We start from the raw sequence: 20050 nt of genomic DNA, 5'->3' as shown, positions 1-20050 counted from the left end.
TTCAAAACCAATCAATTGAGTAAACACATGACTCCAGCTATTTACCTTGAAAAAGGCCGTGATAAATCCTTAAGACGTCGACATCCTTGGATTTTCTCTCGCGGTATTCGCAAAATGGAGGGAGAGCCTTCATTAGGTGAAACAGTGGACATTTTTACTCATGACGGCAAATGGTTGGCAAAAGGCGCTTACTCTCCCCACTCTCAAATTCGTGCCCGTGTTTGGAGCTTTGAGAAAACTGAGATAAATGAAGATTTCTTTGTTAAACGTATCCAAAACGCACTACTGCTTCGTCAAGATGTGATTGAGCGTGACGGTCTCACTGGTTATCGATTGATCGCAGCAGAATCAGATGGTCTACCTGGTATTACCATCGATAAATATCAAGACTACCTTGTCTGCCAGCTCCTAAGTGCAGGCGCAGAGTTCCAGAAGCAATCACTGATAAACGCTCTCCTAAAAGTATTCCCGCAGTGCAACATTTATGAACGTTCAGACGTAGCGGTACGTAAGAAGGAAGGCTTAGAAGAACGCACAGGTGTTTTACACGGTGATGAGCCACCAAAGTCTGTTGTCATTGAAGAGAATGGAGTAAAAATCAGCGTCGACATCGTTGGCGGACATAAAACAGGTTTCTACTTAGATCAACGTGACAGCCGCCAACAAGCCATGAAATACGTTAAAGGCAAAGAGGTACTTAACTGCTTCTCCTACACCGGTGGATTCGGCTTGTATGCGCTTAAAGGTGATGCAAAACGTGTCATTAATGCTGATGTCTCTCAGCCAGCACTGGATACTGCAAAGCTCAATGCTGAGCTTAACGAGTTCGATATCTCTAAAAAACGCGCTGTGTTCCTCAATGCTGACGTGTTTAAGTTGCTACGTGAATATCGCGATCAGGGCACCAAGTTTGATGTTGTCATCATGGATCCGCCAAAGTTTGCAGAAAGCAAAGCTCAGCTCAATGGTGCATGTCGCGGCTACAAAGACATCAACATGCTGGCAATGCAGATTCTAAAGCCTGGTGGAACGCTGCTGACGTATTCATGCTCAGGCCTTATGGACCAAGTTCTATTCCAGAAAATCATCGCGGATGCTGCGGTCGATGCGGGTAGACAAGTCAAGTTCGTCGAGCGATTTGAACAAGCTGCAGATCATCCTACTGATACCGCTTACCCGGAAGGTTTTTACCTTAAAGGGTTTGCTTGTAAAGTTATCTAAGCAGACAAATTCATTAATAGAAAAGGGCCTTACGGCCCTTTTTTAATCGTGTGATTTGATAATTTCATTCAGTAAATTGGTCAAGTCGTTGCCCGTGATACTGCCATGACTGGTATCAATGCCGTTCAGTTGATCGACGACGTTATCCAGCTTAATCGACTGAGTGGTTTGTCCGTTGTCTCTCTGAATGGTGAGTTCAATGCCGTTACTATCAACAACATTGGCAGAGACATCAGAGAGCAACTCTTCCATGGTTTCATCTTGTCCCAACAGGTCAGAAATATCGATCTTATCTTCTGATACATGGAAATCCGTAATTACGTCAGTACTGCCATCTAGGTCACCATAATGCCAGACGAATTCATCTTCTCCATCGCCGCCAGATAGAATATCACTACCTAAGCCACCGATGAGCGTATCATCACCCGCTCCACCCAACAGGATGTCATTGCCTGCACCGCCGTCCAGAGTATCATCCCCCCCTTGACCGAACAGAATGTCATCTCCTGCTCCACCAGAAAGAGTGTCGTCCTGATCACCGTCACGGGAAACATCAAAATCACTGTGGCTCTGACGAACATAACTGTGAACATCTTCTGCTGATACGTCAGCTAATGGACTGCTGGTCTCTGATGCAACGTATTTCTGTAATGCTGCAATACCTTGGCCGTCGATGTTATCGAAATCAATGAGGTCGCCAAATAGAATATCATTGCCCTGCCCACCTTCGATATTGTCTTCACCTTGCTCTAAGGTCACTTCTTGGCCAAGGATTGTTTCAGCTAGCTTATCTACGTTGATGTTAGGAACAACGACACCATCAGAATCATATTGCGATAAGGTGGCTTCATTAATTCCATTACCAATACCCACTGCTTCCACTGCTGAGATTAGTGCCAATACCTGATACATATGACGAGCTTGCACAGATGCATTGCTACCATCGGTGTATCGCAATCCACCTGAATAGCTTAAGTTACCAAGCGTTGCTCCTGTCAGTGGAGATTTAACAGCACCAGAACTGGAGACAATTTCTTCGCCTTTGTAAGAGACTGCAGTTCCCACAGAATAATTGTCAGGAAGAATATCGTCTAAGGTCACAACATCCTTCGTTGATGTATCATAATCCAGCACAAGCTGATCAAAATCGTCAGAAGTCACATTAAGGTGATTGCTAATGTTAGGATAACCATCGGTAATGAAGTAAGTAATGTTTTCAGCTTGGTCGTTAGTATTGCTATCAAACCATTCAACAGCTGCGTCGAAGCTGGTTTCGTAGTTTGTAAGACCACTACCATTGTTTTCGATATTACTGATCTGGGATACAAAATCGGCGCGTGCGGTTGGAGAGCTTAGGTCCACCGATATCGTGACACCTGAGTTAGTAGCGAACTCAGTCAAGAGGATATTGACTGTCCCGGCATTATCGCCTGAGTTAGCAGTGCTGAGTAACTGATCGAAAACCTCGATAATTTCTGTTTTCGCCGTACCAACTCTTCCACCCATACTACCTGAAGTATCTAGAACAAATGCGATGTTATAGTCCTGACCCGCAATAATCTGGATACCCTGTACATCACCGACAATGAGCTCATGATCCCCGTTGCCAACAATAGTGTCATCACCATGGGAGCCTGATTCAAGCACATAGCTACGGAAAGAAAGTGTCTCTTCCGCTGTACTATGCGCTGTATCTTGGTTGGCGGTTTCGACGGAAGACCCTTGAACCTGAATCGGGAACTCTAAGCTACCACTGTAATCGTGAGGTACTTTGATATCGAAGGACGCGTCGCCATCACCATCTAGTGTGATTAGATAAGAGCCATTAGGTTGTGAGACAATTAAGCTATCGTTCACATACACTTCGACTCCGGCAGGAATACCTGTGACCACAATTTGCGATCCTAAAGACTCACTACTATCAATATCAGTGAGTTCAACAGAAACACTGACTGGGATTGTTTTATCTTGAGATGTCTCATAGCGGCCGTCATCTGTTTGCTCCGTCGCCACGTTCACCACTTCCATTTCACCTATAATCATAGAGACCTGAGGTGCATCGGCTACTGGCACGACTTGAATGGATAGCGTATCTGAGGCACCCGTATTCGTCGTGTAAGTGATAACTGGAAGCTGACCAGACCAGTTTGCGTTTGGTGTAAATTCATAAGCACCATTAGCCTGCATGACAAACGTGCCTTCAGACAAAGTCACGCTACCGCCAGCTGGGTAAGAGACATTGTTGATAGAGAAGTGTTCAACAGAAAGGATGTTATCTTCGTCGCTGTCTCTACCGTCTATATCCGTCAGCACATTACCAATCGCACTGTGGTCTTCATCGACAACATTAACGTCAGATTGCGTCACTGTAGGTTTGTTTTCATGAACGACAACATCGATCGTTGCTTGAGAATCCGCCTCGCTGGTTGAGTTCACCTCTGAAGCTGTGGCCACAACTGTAATTGTAAAATCGTCGTGAGAACCTGCTGGTGGTAAAACGGATAACGAAGATAGATCCCAAGTCGTTACATCCACCTCACCGGAAGCGCCTACAACCACATTATTAGAACCACCATCACTCAATGTCGCACCTTGTGGTAAACCACTCAATGTGACCTGCAGCGTTTCAGAGCCATCGTTATCGTTAAGAGCACTCGTAATCTGAGAAAGTGGGATTTCAGTATCTTGAAGCCCTTCGTTGTAACCGTAGACTTCATATACTTCCACACCATTTACCGACTTAAGCTCTGAAGCCCTGACATCAGATTGATCCAGCTGTGTTTCGTCGGTCACTACGGATAGAGCAGAGCTGGTAAGATCAACTGCTGTTGCGCCATTTATAGAAACATCGACATTAAAGTTGCCTGGACCACTTTGGTTATGGTGGTAAATCGCAAGTGGGTAATAACCCGACACCTGAGGCGTAAAGGCACTGCCCTGAATTTGCCCACTTGAGTTCCCCCAGTAGGCTTGATCGGACATGACGCCACCAATAGTGATCGCTAGGCTGTCATCACCACGCCCTACAAAGTCATAACTCATTCCAGCCTCAAGGTACACCAAACCAGTCACGAGCACGGCATTGTCTGCTGCCATTGCCCATCTTCCAGTATCTTGCGCATTAGTTGTTGTACTTGAAGAGGCAAGCTGAGGATCGAGAGCATCAATAGCTGAAATCAACGTGCTGCCATTCACACCCTGACCATTGTCATTTCCTACAACCACTCCCGTCCAGGTCGCCACATTAAAGTGTTGTTCTGGAAGCACAGCATCTGGAGTGGTGATGTTAAGAACTGGAGTATCTGCCACGGGCGCAACATCAAGAGTCAGCGTCATTTCGTCAGACTTGGCATCACCTTTTTCAACCACAAAGTCAATGTGAGCATAATCCTGATTCAGGTTACCTTCTCCGGCGCCAGTATGCTGGTTGTATCCTGACTCATTATCCTCAGGCGTAAATCGGAGATTGCCCTGAGACACATTACTCACGGAGATCAAATCACCTTCTGAGACTGGTGACCAGACTCCCGGCGAAGTTTGCACCTCTAAAACACCTGAACTCGGTAATTCAGAGATTGATATTTGTGCATCTAGATCAGTAATCCCGAAGTCAGAGACACCTAAGATATAGTTTTCGTCTTCATCAAGTGTCACTTCCTTGCTCTCAGCATCAAGCACAGGCAATACCGTTAGATTAATTACCTTGCTGACTGACTCAGCTGTCGCAGGTGCATTATCTTGTGCGGTTACAACAAATTCGAGCGGGTAGCTGCCCTCCTCAGAAACATTCACTTCAAGTCCCGTCAGGTCATTACTCCATGCAGACAAATCTACGCTATTCTTCCCATCTGGCGTTGCTACAACAGTGATCGAGTGACCATTGCCATCTCGAATAACAGTACCTTCTGGTAATCCATTAAGTACCAAAGACAAGGTTTCTGAGCCGTCAGTATCACTTAAGCCAACAACAATATCGCTAAGCGGGATGAAGCTGTCTTCGTAACCAATGTTGTCTGCTTTCTCTAACGTTATGTCATCGAGCAGCGCACCGTAGCTGTTTGATGATGTTTCTGATTCAAATACAACTTTGTACTCGCCATCCGATGGTGCTTGGAAATTAATACTTTCGGTTTGCCAATTGAGGCTTTGCTGATCGGTGTACTCAAACAGAACTTTACGATCACCATTTTCATCTTCAAGGAATACCGTCAATGGAGAATCATTTAGCCTGCGCGCGACGACATCAAATGAAAGGGTGTAGAACTGGTCTGCTTGCGCAGTAAACTGAGTGAATAGTTGGTCATCGCCATTGCGACCTTCCAGTTCATATATCTGGTTTTCTCGGTCTGAGACTCCACCTCGATAGACGGTTTCTTTACCAACTTCATTGTAACTATTACGGTTATCCGTTCCCCAGATACCTTCTGCACCATCAGATTGTGTAAGCTCACTCGCACTCACATTACCGCGCCATGAGCGGTTACCCATGTCGATAGAATCGAAATCATGGAACGAAACGACTTCTGGCTCTGCAATAGTAATCAAAGGCACGTCAGTAACAGCATCAACCTGAACATCGATACTATGTTGTTCTATAAGCTCGTTCGAAGAAGTATAACCTTCAACATTAACCGTAAAATTCTCGTCATTGTTGTTTGGCGGAGTTATGGTCAACTGCGCTAGCTGTTGTGGAGTCAGCGTCGCTTCTCCATTGCTGATCGCAATCATATTTTCGCCAGACTTAAGAATCGAACCGTCTGGTAAATCGGTCAATACAATTTCAGTCACGGAGCTGTTCGCAGGGACAGAGATGTTCAGCGCAATTTGGCTATCTTCATCACCGCTAGCATTCTGTTGTACGGTCAGGTCAGCCACTTCAACAACGCTTACCGTTGTCGTTGCCGTTTCCGATTGTTGACCCGAAGCATCCGTCACATGGATGTCGATCTCACGATCCGTTTCATCAGGGTTTTCACTGGTATTTTCGAATCGAATCCCTTTGAGGAAAGTTTCAAACTCTGAAGAAGATACACCACCAACTGTATCGGCTGTAATCAACAAGGTAACACTGGTAGGTATCACAGTCTGGCTGACGGTGAACCCGGGTGTAGAAGACCAAGTAAGTTGATCGCCTGCATACTTGTTCGTCAACGTCACTTGCATAGATTGAATAGCGTCTTTGTCGTCAAAAATGTCGACAGTTGCATCCGCAATCGAGATTGCATCATCACCTTCAGTGAAAGAAGTAGCAAAATCAACATTGGTGTCTTGTTTCGAAACTTTGATGACTAAGTCGTTGTAGTCATTGTCATCATTGACGTGATTTTTCTGGTCGTCAAAGCTTAAAACCGTATTTCCATCGCTATTTTCAGATACTCTCAGGTGAGAGTTTTCGTCATGGCTAAGGAACACATTAATATTGGATTGCGTTGCTCCATTAATAAGCAACTTGCCACTTGAATCCACTTCAAACGTTGAGCCTGATGGTGCATTTTCAATTGCATTGGCACCATTTGGAATGAGGAAGTACTCGACGTTGTCCATGCTATCTAGATTCGCAAGGACAGGAGCAAACCCATTTTGACGAGAGTCGTACGAGTCCGACATCAAGATTTGAAGCTGCTGTGTATCTGACGATTCATCATAAATGTAGTAGCCGAATACATTGTGATAACCCGCACTTTCGCTGACAAATTCAATCTGATATTCACTGCCATCTAAATCGATGGTTGGTTTTTCATTATCTTGGATCGTGGCTGTACCGCTAACCTGATTCGATTGATACTCTGTCTTAGCTTCTAACGTGAACGTCTCGTTGTTATCGGACACCTGATCATCGTTCGTTTGTACAGAAACCGTAAAATCACTTTCACCGGCTGGTAAATCAAACTCAAAAGCACCATTTTGTAGGGTGACTTGCTCTGATTGCTCAGGGTCCCCATATTTCACCGTCACAACACTACCATAAAAGTCTTCTGGTGACGTGGCATTAATTTCATTGAGCTCTAAAACCACTTGGGTATCCGAAGTGCTCTTTGCAGACAATGCGACATCGAAGCTAACAACACCGCCTTCTTCAACATTTTGGTCACTGACAGAGGTTACAACCGGACGATCATCATCGGCGATTTCAGGGCCCTCACCGTCAGGGTCAACGCTTCCATCATCGACAATAGTCACCACGCTAGAGTCAGAACCCTGAGCACCAGCAACACCGCTAACGGCAAGCTCGAATCGCTCATCTCCCTCGTAAACAGGCTGAGAATCATCATCGCTTGTCTGAACAGAAACGCGAGCCTGAGTCACCCCTGCTGGGAATATGACATCACCATTTGGAGCAATCGCCAGCGTTTGCCAGCTGTTGCCATCGTGATACTCCACTACCATGCTTGAAATATCAGACGCGTCTGTCTCTAAGTGAGTCACAGCTAGGTTGATAGTCACCGCTTCAGCCGTGTTTTTGCTCAATGAAACGGTGAACTCTGCAGCTGAACCTTCACTGACACTCACATTTTCAGAAACCGACACCAATGGTATATCTACATTCTCAATCGTGCCCGTGGCCTGCTGTTCACCTAAAATCAGTGTGTAATCTTCGGAGCTTTCATAAACACCATCTATTACGGTCGGGATGAGAACGGAGAAAGAGCTAACACCGACAGGAACAACCACTTGCTGTGTCGTGGAGTCATAAGTCACCCCGTTGGTGAATATCACTTGAGACAAGTCCACATCCGAATTGTCTGCGCTATCACTATCTGACTTACCAAAAGTGACACTGTATTGTGTTTCTTGCAGTACACCTTCTTCCAGTGTCACTTTGTAGACTAGGCTATCCCCTTCATCCACTGAATTCTCTAGCATTGAGATAGATTCTACGGCGACTTCTTGAGGCAATGGATTCACAACAATTGAAACCTTCGCCTCGGCAAAGCCCCCTTTATCATCAGTAATAACGTAGTCAAACGTAGTACTACCAACGAATGCATCATCTAGATCTATATAAACTACGCCATTCTCAATCCTAGCACTGGCGTTATTGACTTCAGAGACATGGGTAATTCGAATATTGTCGCCATTCGGGTCAAAATCGTTACCCAATAGTTCAGTCAAAGGAATTTCAAGAACTTCTCCTTGATTGGCTGCGTATGCTCCGTCACCAGACGCTTTAAAGCCTGTTAGGAAATAGTCTGAAGAGTCACTGCCACGGGCAGGAATGTTGCTAAAATCTGTCGCTTCAAAAACAACGCTATCAAATGCGACGCCGCCGAGGTCTTGCTCGTCAAAATGATAAGAACCTTGGTTGCTACCATCATTGGCGACGAAAGTGCCACTCGCGACTGGGTTATCACCGAGATAGGCCACCCATTTACCTTGCTCATGGTTACCACTTCTACCTTCATTTTTGAATAGATTCGATACTTCAAAACTAAACTCTGTTGCAGGCTTATCTAGGTCTACTCTGAACTGCTCAGATTCACCATCTTCTCGGTTGTATTGAATTTGAGCACCTGGCCCTCCATTCTCGTCACCTGCAACCCCACGTTTGACACCGCTTTGAGTAATAGACTGATCTTGACCTTGATAGCTACCGCTAATACTCACGCCATCATGTGTCCAAGAATTAGAGTTAAAGGTACCAAGTGCGACCTCAAACGCAACAGGGTCATCTGTGGCAATCGGCGCTTGGTTTCCTTCGACTAGAGTCACCGTGTGCTCGTCGCTGTAATTTCCATCACTATCTACTGCTCGGTAATCGAAGGTATCATTTGATGATGTTTCTAGATAACGCAGCTCCCAGTTACCCGGGCCTTCGGTGGTAACTATCAGCTCTTCAATTTGTCGACCTTCTGGAGCATCGATAGTCACAACCTGGAACAAATCTGTATTGCCTGAGGTCTCTTTTGAGACTGGTACTTCGATGATTGAGCCATCATCAAGTTTTGCTTGCACTATCGCTGTTGTTTCAAACTCGTGGCCATCCTCAAACCAGCCACCGAGTCCATCTAACCCTATTTCTACAAACGTTGACGGGCGCTGGGTAAAATCAATCGTAATTGTCTCACCTTGCTGAAGACCGCCATCATTTCCTACTGCAAGTCCATATCCAACATGCCCTACACTTTGCTGACCAAAGTATTGTGTTAATGCCTGACCTGAGGAAGTAATTGTGATTGAATCGCCGTTGTCAAAAGTCAGAACCCTCTGACCAGCATTGCCTTGAACAGGTTCACCCCAATTTAAGAAATTAGACTGGCTAGCGCCGCCATCCATACCATCGGGCGCTTCTTTTACTCCCAGAACGAAGCCTGTCGATTCAGCATCATTTTCATAACGAATCAGGTTTGGATCACTGAATATTGTTCCTTGCTGCAGCACTTCGCCTTCTGAAGTAAAGGTCGTAAGATCATCGGCGTCGATCAACTGATCGCCGTAATACAGTTGACCCGACTCAGGAAGCTCTGTGATAACAACGCCAACAGGTGTGTTTGTTGCGTCATCTTCGTTATCAGAAATATGATCTTGTTCAGCATCCTCACTATTAAACAAGATGGTTGCATTTCCATTTGCGTCGAGTGTCGCATCAAAATCTTCTGCTTCAGGTGGATTATCTTCGAAATCTAAAATCGTAGCGCTCGCAGTGGTGTCTGTTGACGCGCTAACCGTTCCGCTTCCCGCACTAACGGACAGACTAAAGCTTTCATCCCCTTCATAGGTATCATCTTGTTGAGTGACCACTTTGACGTTTACGGCACTCGAACCTGGAGAAACAGAAATTTCTCCCGACGCTGGTACATCCAACCAAACACCGTCCGCAGCTTGATATTGGTACGAAGCCAGATCTTCTGGTGAAGTATCTCCCGCATTTAACGTGAGAACGAAAGAAACAGTCGATGTCACAGTATTTGACAAATGAACTGTGAAGTTAGCGGTATTACCTTCATTAACGTCCCCACCTCCTGAGATGGAAACTTGAGGGCGGTCATCGTCGCCACCCTGCCCCCATCTTGAATGGTCGCTTCACCGCTGACGGTACCTGTTTGACTGCTGCTAGCTCCACTTAAAGTAAAGGTTTCATCGCCTTCATACACAGGTGCATTGTTGTCATCCGTGGTCTCAACCGACACAGTGTAAGAACTGTTGCCCGCTGGCACATCAAAACTGAACTCACCATTGACCGAGTTGACCACCGTGCTGGTACCATCGGCAAAGTTGACCGTAATTTGATTACTGGTGTAGTCGTCACTTTCCGCCGTGCCATTCGCCAGCGTCATGGTGACTGGTGTAGCCAATTCACTTGGGTTGCTCAGCGTCACATCAAAGACAGCCGTACCGCCTTCATCGACGGTTGGACTGGAGATGCTGGTAATGTCTGGGCGATCGTCGTCTGGGTTATCCCCCGCACCATTGCCACTGTCATCAATAAACGCCGCCGCTTTGGCTTTGCCATTGCTGTCGGTGGTCACGCCATCGACATCGCGTACCACAAGCTGGAAGCGTTCACTGCCTTCATGCACTGGTGAAGCGTTGTCATCCACGGTATCAACTTCAACAAAGATGTCCTGCACACCCGCTGGCACAGAAATCTCACGACCATCAAAGTCCAGATAGACTTTGGCGTCGCCATCGAGATAGTACGCGCGCATCTCACCAATATCGTCCGCTTCCGCGGTATTGGCATTGCCGTTGGTTTTGGCACGCAGGTCAAGGGTAACCGCATGGTCAACAGGGTTAGAAAGATTGATGCTAAACGTTGCCACGTCACCCTCGGAGACGGTACCTGCGCCTGTCACGGTTAAGTCAGGGCGATCGGATTCATCGCTGATTGTACCTGTCCCAGACTCATTGAGATTAAAACTCTCATCGCCTATTGTAGCGTTTGCACTTACATCCAACGTAAAGCTTTCGTTGCCCTCAAAAATACTATCATCCGTAGTTTCAACAGAGACTTGAATGTTAGTTGCGTTACCGGGAATGGTGTAGCTGCCATCTTGATTCGCTGCAGCTGTCTTCGTCTGCCCATTCACTTGATAACTAACATCGATGGGATTTACGGCAAAATCATCAAGAGTCGCAGTTTGCTCATTGAAGTTTAACGAGAAGTTATAGGTAACATTGCCATCAACATCATTCGACAACGCAACGTCAAATACTGCTGTATTGCCTTCTACAACAGATTCTGAACTAACCGAAAGAGTTGGTGTATCAGCATTACTACCACCTACTTGTTCGTCGGTAATTGTGCCTATTCCTGATTCATTCAAGTTAAAACTATCATCACCAACGGTAGCGTTCGCGCTAACATCCAGTTTGAAGTTTTCTCTGCCTTCAAAAATATCGTCATCTAATGTTTCAACTGAGACTTGAATATTGGTTGCATTACCAGGGATGGTGTATGTACCATCCTGATTGGCTTCAGCTGGCTGAGTAACACCATTCAGTTGGTAGCTGACACTGTTCGGATTCGTTGTAAAGTCTGCTAACTCCGCAGATTGTCCTTCTATACTAAGTGCAAAGTTATAAGTCACATCACCATCGACAACATTCGACAGCGCAACATTAAACACAGCGGTGCTGCCTTCAACGACAGCTTCAGAGCTCACTGACAAGGATGGAGTGTCCGCGTTGCCTCCTCCCGGTTGTTCATCACTGATCGTGCCTGACCCGGACTCACTCAGGTTAAAGCTTTCACCACCCACTGTGGCACTCGCATTAGCATCCAAAGTGAAGCTTTCACTTCCTTCGAAGATCTCATCATTTGTGGTTTCAACCGAGACTTGGATGTTGGTCGCGTTGCCAGGAATCGTATAACTGCCATCTTGGTTTGCAGTGGCAGTTTGAGTAACACCCGTTATCTGATAAGTGACACTGATAGGGTTTTCGGCAAAGTCAGCAACCTCAGCTGTTTCACCATCAAGATTTATTGAAAAATTATAGGTAACATCACCATCTACATTGTTTGACAAAGCAATATCGAAGACGGCGGTGTTGTCTTCAAACACGGATTCATTACTGACAGTGAGTTGCGGAAGATCGGACTCGTTGCCAGTGTTGTCCAAAATTGCCGTGCTTGCACTGTTGCTGCCAGCACCATCTCCCACTAGACCGAATACAGGCTCGACGTTGAGCTGGTATTCTTCTGAGCCTTCAAATGTTGTGTCCTGAGCAGTGTTGACGGTCACACGGAGTGATGTAACACCTGCTGGCACCTCAACCGTTCCATCATTTCCCACAACAAGAATGACGCGTTGCGATGAATCAGAATCACCAGAAGAACTTAATGCTTCTACACTCATCCCCGACAAATCTTCTCCTTCAGCAGAGCTCAAAGACAAAGTCAGTTTTAAATTAGTGGTTTGGTTTGACGCTTTGTCAAAGTTGATGGTGTAGCTCGCATTACTACCTTCATCTACCTGAGCATCTCCTGAAACAGATATAGCCGGAATCGGGGTCACATCTACATTAACGACTACAGTATCCGTTCCTCCATTCCCATCATCGACCGTTACTTCAAACGAATCAGAGCCATCATAATTTTCATTAGGCGTGTACTCCCACAGCCCAGTAACAGGATTGATCGTGACTACCCCGTTTTCCGGGGATGAGGAGATAGAAAAAGTAAGGGAGTCATCGGGGTTTGGATCAGTAGCACTAACCTGTCCGCTAATCGACGTATCTTCATTCGTTGTTACAGATACATCATCGGCAAGAGGGCTATTATTTGAAGTAGTAAAGGCTGGGGCTTGTTGAATGGCTTGATATTGGTCTAAAAGCGTTAGGCTCTGAGTTCGAGAAATACCCAAATTTTCAAAACCTTGAGTATTAAATTCAGTATTAGCAATGGTCTCATCACCTGTCCTGACGATGGAACCAATTGTGGTCAGACTAGAGCTTATTTGACCACCAGCAGCAGTCGAAAATTCATCACCTAGTTGAGTTGGATCTTGGCCTTCTTCCAGTGCTGCAATAATGTCATCTATTTCGCTTGTTATGTCTTGAAGTTCAGCACTTCCGTCAACAATACTAATATTCACATCAGCTAAATCCGGATTAAGCTCTTCCATAGACATGACAACTTCACCGGGTTTAGCAATTTCATTCTCATTGAGGAGTCGAATGTTGCCATTTTCATCGATTGCAATTGTCTGACCAGCAGTTAGATTACCCATTGCTGTGAATCTACCAAAACCCATAATCCCCCCTATCTCTTACAGAGCTTTTCCTGTCAGCACCGTGTAAGTAAAGCAACCTTACATATTTCTATTTTACCTAAGCTAACATTGGCGACTTTCGAAACAAAACCATTTTTGTTTATAATACGGACACCAAATATGAAATTTAATACATATCAATATGGTCGTTATTTGAACTAATATCACTATTTTTTGGTCTTCACCGGCAATTTTATCTTTGTGTTGAGTTTGAGTATGTACACTAACCAAGCAGCATTTTATTAACGAATTACCATCTCAGTTTCTTATAATGATGTTAGTCTTCATAGTTGGATAGTGTTACTTTATTGATGTCACAGATGGATAATTCTCAAAAATGAGACCGAACAATTGAGTAATATCCCTCGAACAAGATGTACCCGAGGAGCCCCCATAGTGAAATGGAACCGGATTAAACTGTTGAGCATCGCTACCGCGTTCGCTTTCCCAGTACAAAGCCAAACCTTAGAACAAGCTGTCGCCCTTACAATTGCTAATAACCCAAACGTTAAAGCCTCTTATAATGAGTACATGAGCAAACTTTACGATGCCGAAGCATCATCAGGTGCTTATTTACCATCGATCGATCTCGATGCAGGCATTGGCTATGAACAAGTCGACTTAGCATCGGGAACAGAAGATGAACTGACTCGTAAAGAAGCAACATTAAGTCTGACACAGCTTATATGGGATGGCTCTGCCACGTTGAACGACATGGATAGAACCGCAGCTGACGCAGAATCCGTTCGATTCCAACTACTCGCCGATTCTCAAGACATCGCTCTCGAAGTAACAAAGATTTACCTCGATGCGACCAAAGCTCACGAAGTGCTAGCGCTTTCAGAAAGCAATTTAGCGGTTCATAAAGAGATTTACAGTGATATCAAGAAACGGGTCGAATCAGGAATAGGTTCAACCGCAGACCTATCACAAGTGGAGGCCCGCTTAGCGAAAGCTCATGGTAATCTACTGGCTGCGCAAAATAACCTTTATGACGTCCACACTCAGTTCAAAAGAATTGTCGGCCAGGCACCACAAGGACTTATTTTCCCAAGAGCAGACGAAAATGCCATTCCATTCTCTATCGATGAAGCCCTTGATATTGCAGTTAAGAATCACCCAGTAGTTAAGATTGCACAAGCGGACGTAGATTCAGCTCGTTTTCAATATCAACAGTCAAAAGGTGTCAACTACCCAACTCTCTCTGTTGAGGCAAACCAAATATGGCGTGATGATGCTGGAGGTATACGAGGCAGTAGCAACGAATCTTCTGCCATGCTGCGTATGCGCTATAACTTGTACAATGGAGGCTCTGACTCTGATCGTACCGAGAGTGCAGCGTATCAGTTGAATAAAGCGAAAGATTTTCGTGACCGTACATTCCGTAGCCTTGAAGAAGGCCTGCGTTTGTCTTGGAGTGCTCTTGACCTAACTCTGCAGCAAAAAGAATTTCTTGCTGACCACGTAGACTCGGCATCCGATACTGTTATTGCTTACGAAAAACAATACAAGCTTGGCAAGCGCACTCTTCTCGACCTCCTCAACACTGAAAACGAGCTGTTCGAAGCACGTAAAGATTACCTAGACGCCAAATACGATGAGCAGTATGCCAAGTACCGGGTTATGAATGCTACGGGTGGATTGCTAACAGCACTTCGTGTTGACACGCCTGAAGATTGGAACAAAGTGGTTGAGTACTAATATGAAAAAGTCGATTATTTCTACAGCTATCATCGCTCTGACATTTTCTGCCACTACTTACGCTGAAGATGTTTACAGTTACCGCGAGACGCCAATAGCGAACCAAGTATCGGATCTCTATGATGATGACAAGGATGGAGTTATTAATGCACGAGATCTCTGCCCAGAAACGCCTCTGGGTGCAGATATCGACAATGAAGGCTGCGGTACATACGTAAAGTCTGAAGAGGAGTTAAACCTTCACATTTTATTTGCCAATGACTCAAGCGATATTCAGCCAGTGTTCTTAACTCAAATTCGTGAAATGGCAGATTTTTTGAAAGTGTACCCTTCAACGTCTATTGAATTACAAGGGTATGCCAGCAAAGTTGGTAACCATAACCACAATATGGAGCTTTCCAAAGAGCGCGCTCAGGAAGTGGAGTCCGCTCTGATTAATAATGGCGTGAGCCATCAAAGAATTAAGATCGTCGGTTTTGGAGACACCAACCTAGACGACAGCGGTAATGATGAAATTACTCACGCTAAAAACCGGAAGGTGGTCGCGACTGTGATTGGGCACAAAGGTAACTTCAAAAAAGAATGGACGATTTTCACTAAGAAATCTCGCTAGTTAATTTTTCATTTACATCGAATGGGCACTCAATGTGCCCATTTTTATTTAGCTTTCATAGCAACAGTGGTACCCTATCCGCGATTCTACTTATGAGATAAAACCTATGAGCAAATTAACTGCTGATATCCAGGCTAACCTTGAACTTTTTGTAGCTGAAACCAAAACAAATAGCTTGGTTTGGGGCTTACGCAATGAAGAAGGCTGGCTGTCTTGTGACTCAACTGAATTTGAAAACAGCGAAGTCATGCCCTTTTGGTCTTCTAAAGAAGATGCGCAAGCACACAATATTGAAGAATGGGCAGACTTTGAAGTATTGGAAATCCCGCTAGACATTTTTGTTGAAGACTGGCTGCTAACACTTGCGGAAGATGGTGTTCTTGTGGGTACAAACTGGAATGCACAGCTTGAAGGGAAAGAAATCGAACCTTCTGATCTTGCGAAAATGTATCTAGATTAATCATTCCTGATTAGAAAAACGCCCTCATTTGAGGCAATGTAGATCAGATAAGGATCGGTTGACCGATCCTTATGATGAGAGACAATCGGAAATCTGTTTATAGGTTTCCGATTTTTTATGTCTATTCAACACTTCTTTGCCGACTTCCTTGAAGAAAACCCTGTTGATGTTGCCCAACTCACCACCTTTTCTGAACACATTCCCGATGCGTGGGTAGCTAAAGCAGCCTCACTGTCCGATAAAGCGACTATCCGTCGACGCCGATTACCGAGCGATATGATGTTGTGGCTGATTGTGGGTATGGCTTTTTTCCGCAATGAACCCATTGCCGAAGTCGCTCGAAGAATGAACGTCTGTGATGACGGTTTGGCTGATGAAGAGCTATTGGCAAAGAGCGCCTTAACCCAAGCAAGACAACGCTTAGGCAAAGCAGCACCCGAATGGCTGTTTAAGCAATGTGGGAAAACGTGGGGACTTGAGCGATACCCTGATGATACATGGCAAGGCTTACAAGTTTTTGCTGTCGATGGCGCTCTTTTTAGAACGGCTGACACACCAGAATTGAGGGAACATTTTGGCTCTGGAAATACGTCTAGCAACAGACAAACACCTCATCCAGTATTGAGAGTTGTGACTATGATGAATGTTCGCTCTCATGTCATCGTTGATGCGGCGATAAGCCCGTATCGCCGAGGTGAAATTCCTCTAGCGATGCCTTTCATCAACGCTCTACCAGACAACTCAGTGACGTTGCTGGATAAAGGTTTTTATGGCGCAGATTTGCTCCTTTCTCTGCAAAACAGTGGAATAAATAGACACTGGCTTCTCCCTGCAAGGAAAGGAGTCAAATATACTCTACTGGATGATAAAGAAAGCAGTGACATGCTTGTGGAGATGAAGGTCTCACCGCAAGCTCGTAAAAAGAATCCTCGTCTTCCAGAAAAATGGACAGTCAGAGCCGTTAGTTATGAGGTTCAAGGTAAATCCAAAACGGTGTTTACCTCGCTTCCTAGAGAGCAGTATGACGCTCAATCTGTGGCAGAGCTTTATCATGAAAGATGGGAAATCGAATTAGGTTATCGTGACATCAAGAGCTCAATGCAACACAACGCTTTAGTGTTGAGAAGCAAAACAGTCGAACTCGTCTATCAAGAGCTGTGGGGGTTATTACTTGGTGAGACGAGAGGCTAGTCAAGCTGCCGTTGAACATGGACGCTTACCTAATGAAATCAGCTTTAAGTACGCTTGCCAATTTATAGCCAGCCAGCTCAAAATGATGAGTAAAGCGGTGTCTTTAGGTAACACGCCGAAACGCTTAAAGAGCCTTCGAGGCGATTTATCTATCCTCTTTATAGACAAACGCCCTAAGCCAAATCGGCCTAGGGCGGTAAAAATATCAAAGACCCGCTATCCGGTTAATCGCAACGCAGCACCGCTTAAGTGAACTACGTTGCCTCATTTGAGGGCGTTTTTGTTTTGGCTATCTTAGAGAAACGCTACGCTTCACTGATTTGCTTACTGACTAATGAGGCCATAACGGCTTCTCGATTGTCGATGTAATCATTCAAGCCCGCTTTTCTTAAATCACAGGCTGGGCAATCACCGCAGCCATCACCAATAATGCCGTTGTAACAGGTCAGTGTTTTCTCTCTCACCAACTGCAGTGCATCGTATTGGTCAGCTAGGGCCCAAGTCTCCGCCTTGTTTAACCACATCAGCGGCGTAACAATGTCTAGATTCCGATCCATACCTTGCACTAAGGCACTGTTCATCGCTTTAACGAAGTCATTGCGACAATCAGGGTAGCCAGAGAAGTCCGTCTCACATACGCCAGTAATCACAGCCTGAGCACCAATTTGATACGCGTAAATGCCCGCTAGGGTCAGAAAAAGAATGTTACGGCCAGGGACGAAAGAGTTAGGGAGCCCATTTTCCTGCAACTCATGTGAAACCGGAATGTCATCACGAGTCAATGAGCTAATGGCAAGTTCGTTCAGCAAGCCCACATCCATCACTTTATGCGCTTTAACGCCTAGCTCTTTTGCAAGGTCTTGAGCCACTTCGATTTCGAGTTTATGTCGCTGACCGTAATCGAAAGTGATCGCATGCACTTCATCAAAATCCTTAAGTGCCTGCACGAGACATGTAGTGGAATCTTGACCACCACTAAATACTACTACCGCTTTTTTCATTTCGTTTCCCTTACGCAATACTTAGATACTTATGAGTCTGGATAGAGAGTCTCCAGTTACGCGCAATACAAGTATCAATACATAGCTGAGTGGCGCGTGGTTTCTGGCTGATAGGCTGTAGGGCAATAGTCGTGCTTTCAGGCACGCCTGCGCGCTCAATCAAAGCATCAAGTTGCTCAATGTCTTTATCAGTTGCCACTGGATGCTTAATCTCATTTGCTCGGAGTAAAGCACTGTCCAACACTGGCAGTTTACCTTTCATTGCCACTTTTGGTGACACTGTCACCCAAGTATTTTCACTTGCTAAAACTGGTGATGTACCACTGGTTTCAATTTGGCAACGACATCCAATCGCTTCGAATGCTTCTGTCAGCGGACGCAAATCGTAAATGCATGGCTCGCCGCCAGTAATAACAATATGCTTAGCCTGATAACCTTGTTGACGATACTGCTCAATAATGTCACCTCCAGAGACACTACACCATGTTGGCGAGTCTTCCGTTTTCGCGAGTACTTCCACTAACGGGCGTTCGTCTTGAGGCGTCGCATCCCAGGTTTGTTTAGTATCACACCAAGCACATCCTACCGGACATATCTGTAGGCGAACAAACACTGAAGGAACGCCGGTAAATACGCCTTCACCCTGAATGGTTTCGAACATTTCGTTTAATTTGTACAACTTTGTCTCAGCCTAACTCATCATCAATATTTAGCAGGAACGAGACCATAAATGACTGCAATGCGTAGGTCAACTAAATCAGAAATTGATCATTCTATTTGACTCATTTAATCTGCTTCTTTTGCTAGTGATAACTTTAAAACTATTAGGTAAGTCTATGTATAAATTGATTGCACTGGATATGGATGGCACTTTGCTAACCAGCGACAAGTCCATTTCAGAAAGAACAAAAACCGCTATAGAAAAAGCGCGAGCTCAGGGAGTCAAAATCGTTCTTGCTTCAGGCCGCCCTCTTGCAGGTATGCAAGAGAAACTGACAGAACTTGGCATAGACGGACACAATGAATTTGTTGTTTTTTACAACGGAAGTACTGTGAAAGAAATTGGCACTGGAAAAGTAATTCATCAAGCCTACATTGATGGTATACGTGCGAAACAAGTGGCGAAGCTCGCTAAAGAGTTAGGATTGTACTGCCATGCATTCAGTACTGAACTCGGCTTAATTACGCCTGAAAATAACGAATTTACTACCTTGGAGTCCGATATTAACCAAGTGCCGATTACGGAAATGGCGTTCGATTCATTGGAGGACGACCACCCTATCATCAAAGCCATGATCGTCGGTGAACCATCAAAACTAACACAAGCGGCGAAAGCCATTCCAGATATACTCCATCAGGAATTCACGATAGTGCAAAGCGCCCCGTTCTTTCTAGAGTTTCTCAACCTTGAGAGTAATAAGGGCGTGGGTATTAAAGCGATTGCGGACTACCTTGGTATCCACGCTGACGAAGTTATTTGTATGGGAGACGCGGAAAACGATCACCATATGATTCGCTATGCGGGACTTGGAGTCGCTATGGAAAATGCAATGGATCAAACCAAAGCTATTGCCGACCATATTACCGCAAGTAATGATAACGATGGTGTGGCTTTAGTGATCGAACAATATGTATTGAATTCGTAATGCGT

9 protein-coding genes and 1 pseudogene are annotated in these 20050 nt (G+C 45.1%); 6 read left to right on the top strand and 4 right to left on the bottom strand.

The window, feature by feature from the left end; all coding sequences use genetic code 11:
• Positions 1-27: 27 nt before the first annotated feature.
• The gene (locus tag CTT30_RS07460; protein ID WP_031342692.1) at positions 28-1221 is read left to right on the top strand and encodes a class I SAM-dependent methyltransferase; all 1194 of its coding nucleotides are present in this window, start codon (positions 28-30) and stop codon (positions 1219-1221) included.
• Positions 1222-1263: 42 nt separating this feature from the next.
• On the opposite strand, the gene CTT30_RS07455 is transcribed toward CTT30_RS07460, so the two are convergent.
• Both CTT30_RS07455 and CTT30_RS07450 read right to left on the bottom strand, forming a co-directional pair.
• Entirely contained in the window at positions 1264-10122 is an 8859-nt protein-coding gene (locus CTT30_RS07455; RefSeq protein ID WP_255906417.1) for an Ig-like domain-containing protein, read from the bottom strand.
• Entirely contained in the window at positions 10119-13415 is a 3297-nt protein-coding gene (locus CTT30_RS07450; protein ID WP_255906416.1) for an Ig-like domain-containing protein, read from the bottom strand. Before CTT30_RS07450 ends, CTT30_RS07455 begins: the two co-directional genes overlap by 4 nt.
• Before the next feature lie 414 nt (positions 13416-13829).
• On the opposite strand from CTT30_RS07450, the gene CTT30_RS07445 reads away from it, so the two are divergent.
• The 4 genes and pseudogenes from CTT30_RS07445 (at position 13830) to CTT30_RS07430 (ending at position 17651) form a co-directional block, all read left to right on the top strand.
• On the top strand, positions 13830-15134 hold the full coding sequence (locus CTT30_RS07445; RefSeq protein ID WP_252036535.1) for a TolC family outer membrane protein: 1305 nt from the start codon (positions 13830-13832) through the stop codon (positions 15132-15134).
• Position 15135: 1 nt separating this feature from the next.
• Positions 15136-15747 carry an OmpA family protein gene (locus CTT30_RS07440; RefSeq protein ID WP_252036534.1) on the top strand — a complete coding sequence of 204 codons (612 nt, stop codon included), beginning with the start codon at positions 15136-15138 and terminating at the stop codon, positions 15745-15747.
• 106 nt (positions 15748-15853) lie between these two features.
• On the top strand, positions 15854-16207 hold the full coding sequence (locus CTT30_RS07435) for a DUF2750 domain-containing protein (protein WP_252036533.1): 354 nt from the start codon (positions 15854-15856) through the stop codon (positions 16205-16207).
• A 117-nt stretch (positions 16208-16324) separates the two neighbouring features.
• A pseudogene (locus tag CTT30_RS07430) lies at positions 16325-17651 on the top strand (IS4 family transposase).
• 52 nt (positions 17652-17703) lie between these two features.
• Here CTT30_RS07430 and queC read toward each other — a convergent pair.
• Together queC and queE are read right to left on the bottom strand one after the other, a co-directional pair.
• Positions 17704-18399, bottom strand: coding sequence for a 7-cyano-7-deazaguanine synthase QueC (gene queC, locus CTT30_RS07425; RefSeq protein WP_252036532.1), 696 nt, complete (start codon positions 18397-18399; stop codon positions 17704-17706).
• A gap of 10 nt (positions 18400-18409) precedes the next feature.
• The gene (gene queE / locus CTT30_RS07420; RefSeq protein ID WP_252036623.1) at positions 18410-19060 is read right to left on the bottom strand and encodes a 7-carboxy-7-deazaguanine synthase QueE; all 651 of its coding nucleotides are present in this window, start codon (positions 19058-19060) and stop codon (positions 18410-18412) included.
• 175 nt (positions 19061-19235) lie between these two features.
• Between queE and CTT30_RS07415 the strand changes: the two genes are divergently transcribed.
• Positions 19236-20045, top strand: coding sequence for a Cof-type HAD-IIB family hydrolase (locus CTT30_RS07415; RefSeq protein ID WP_252036531.1), 810 nt, complete (start codon positions 19236-19238; stop codon positions 20043-20045).
• Positions 20046-20050 lie beyond the last annotated feature (5 nt).

The sequence above is a fragment of the Vibrio coralliilyticus genome, from assembly GCF_024449095.1.
Classification (GTDB): domain Bacteria; phylum Pseudomonadota; class Gammaproteobacteria; order Enterobacterales; family Vibrionaceae; genus Vibrio; species Vibrio coralliilyticus_A.
Note: the sequence above shows the minus strand (reverse complement) of the source record. Positions and strands in the feature narration are given on the sequence as shown.

What these genes read in the sequence shown, in the direction of transcription:
- CTT30_RS07460 (WP_031342692.1), top strand. Translation starts at nt 28, where the DNA reads ATGACTCCAGCTATTTACCTTGAAAAAGGCCGTGATAAATCCTTAAGA.
- CTT30_RS07450 (WP_255906416.1), bottom strand. Translation starts at nt 13,415, where the DNA reads ATGGGTTTTGGTAGATTCACAGCAATGGGTAATCTAACTGCTGGTCAG.
- CTT30_RS07440 (WP_252036534.1), top strand. Translation starts at nt 15,136, where the DNA reads ATGAAAAAGTCGATTATTTCTACAGCTATCATCGCTCTGACATTTTCT.
- CTT30_RS07435 (WP_252036533.1), top strand. Translation starts at nt 15,854, where the DNA reads ATGAGCAAATTAACTGCTGATATCCAGGCTAACCTTGAACTTTTTGTA.
- queC (WP_252036532.1), bottom strand. Translation starts at nt 18,399, where the DNA reads ATGAAAAAAGCGGTAGTAGTATTTAGTGGTGGTCAAGATTCCACTACA.
- queE (WP_252036623.1), bottom strand. Translation starts at nt 19,060, where the DNA reads ATGTTCGAAACCATTCAGGGTGAAGGCGTATTTACCGGCGTTCCTTCA.
- CTT30_RS07415 (WP_252036531.1), top strand. Translation starts at nt 19,236, where the DNA reads ATGTATAAATTGATTGCACTGGATATGGATGGCACTTTGCTAACCAGC.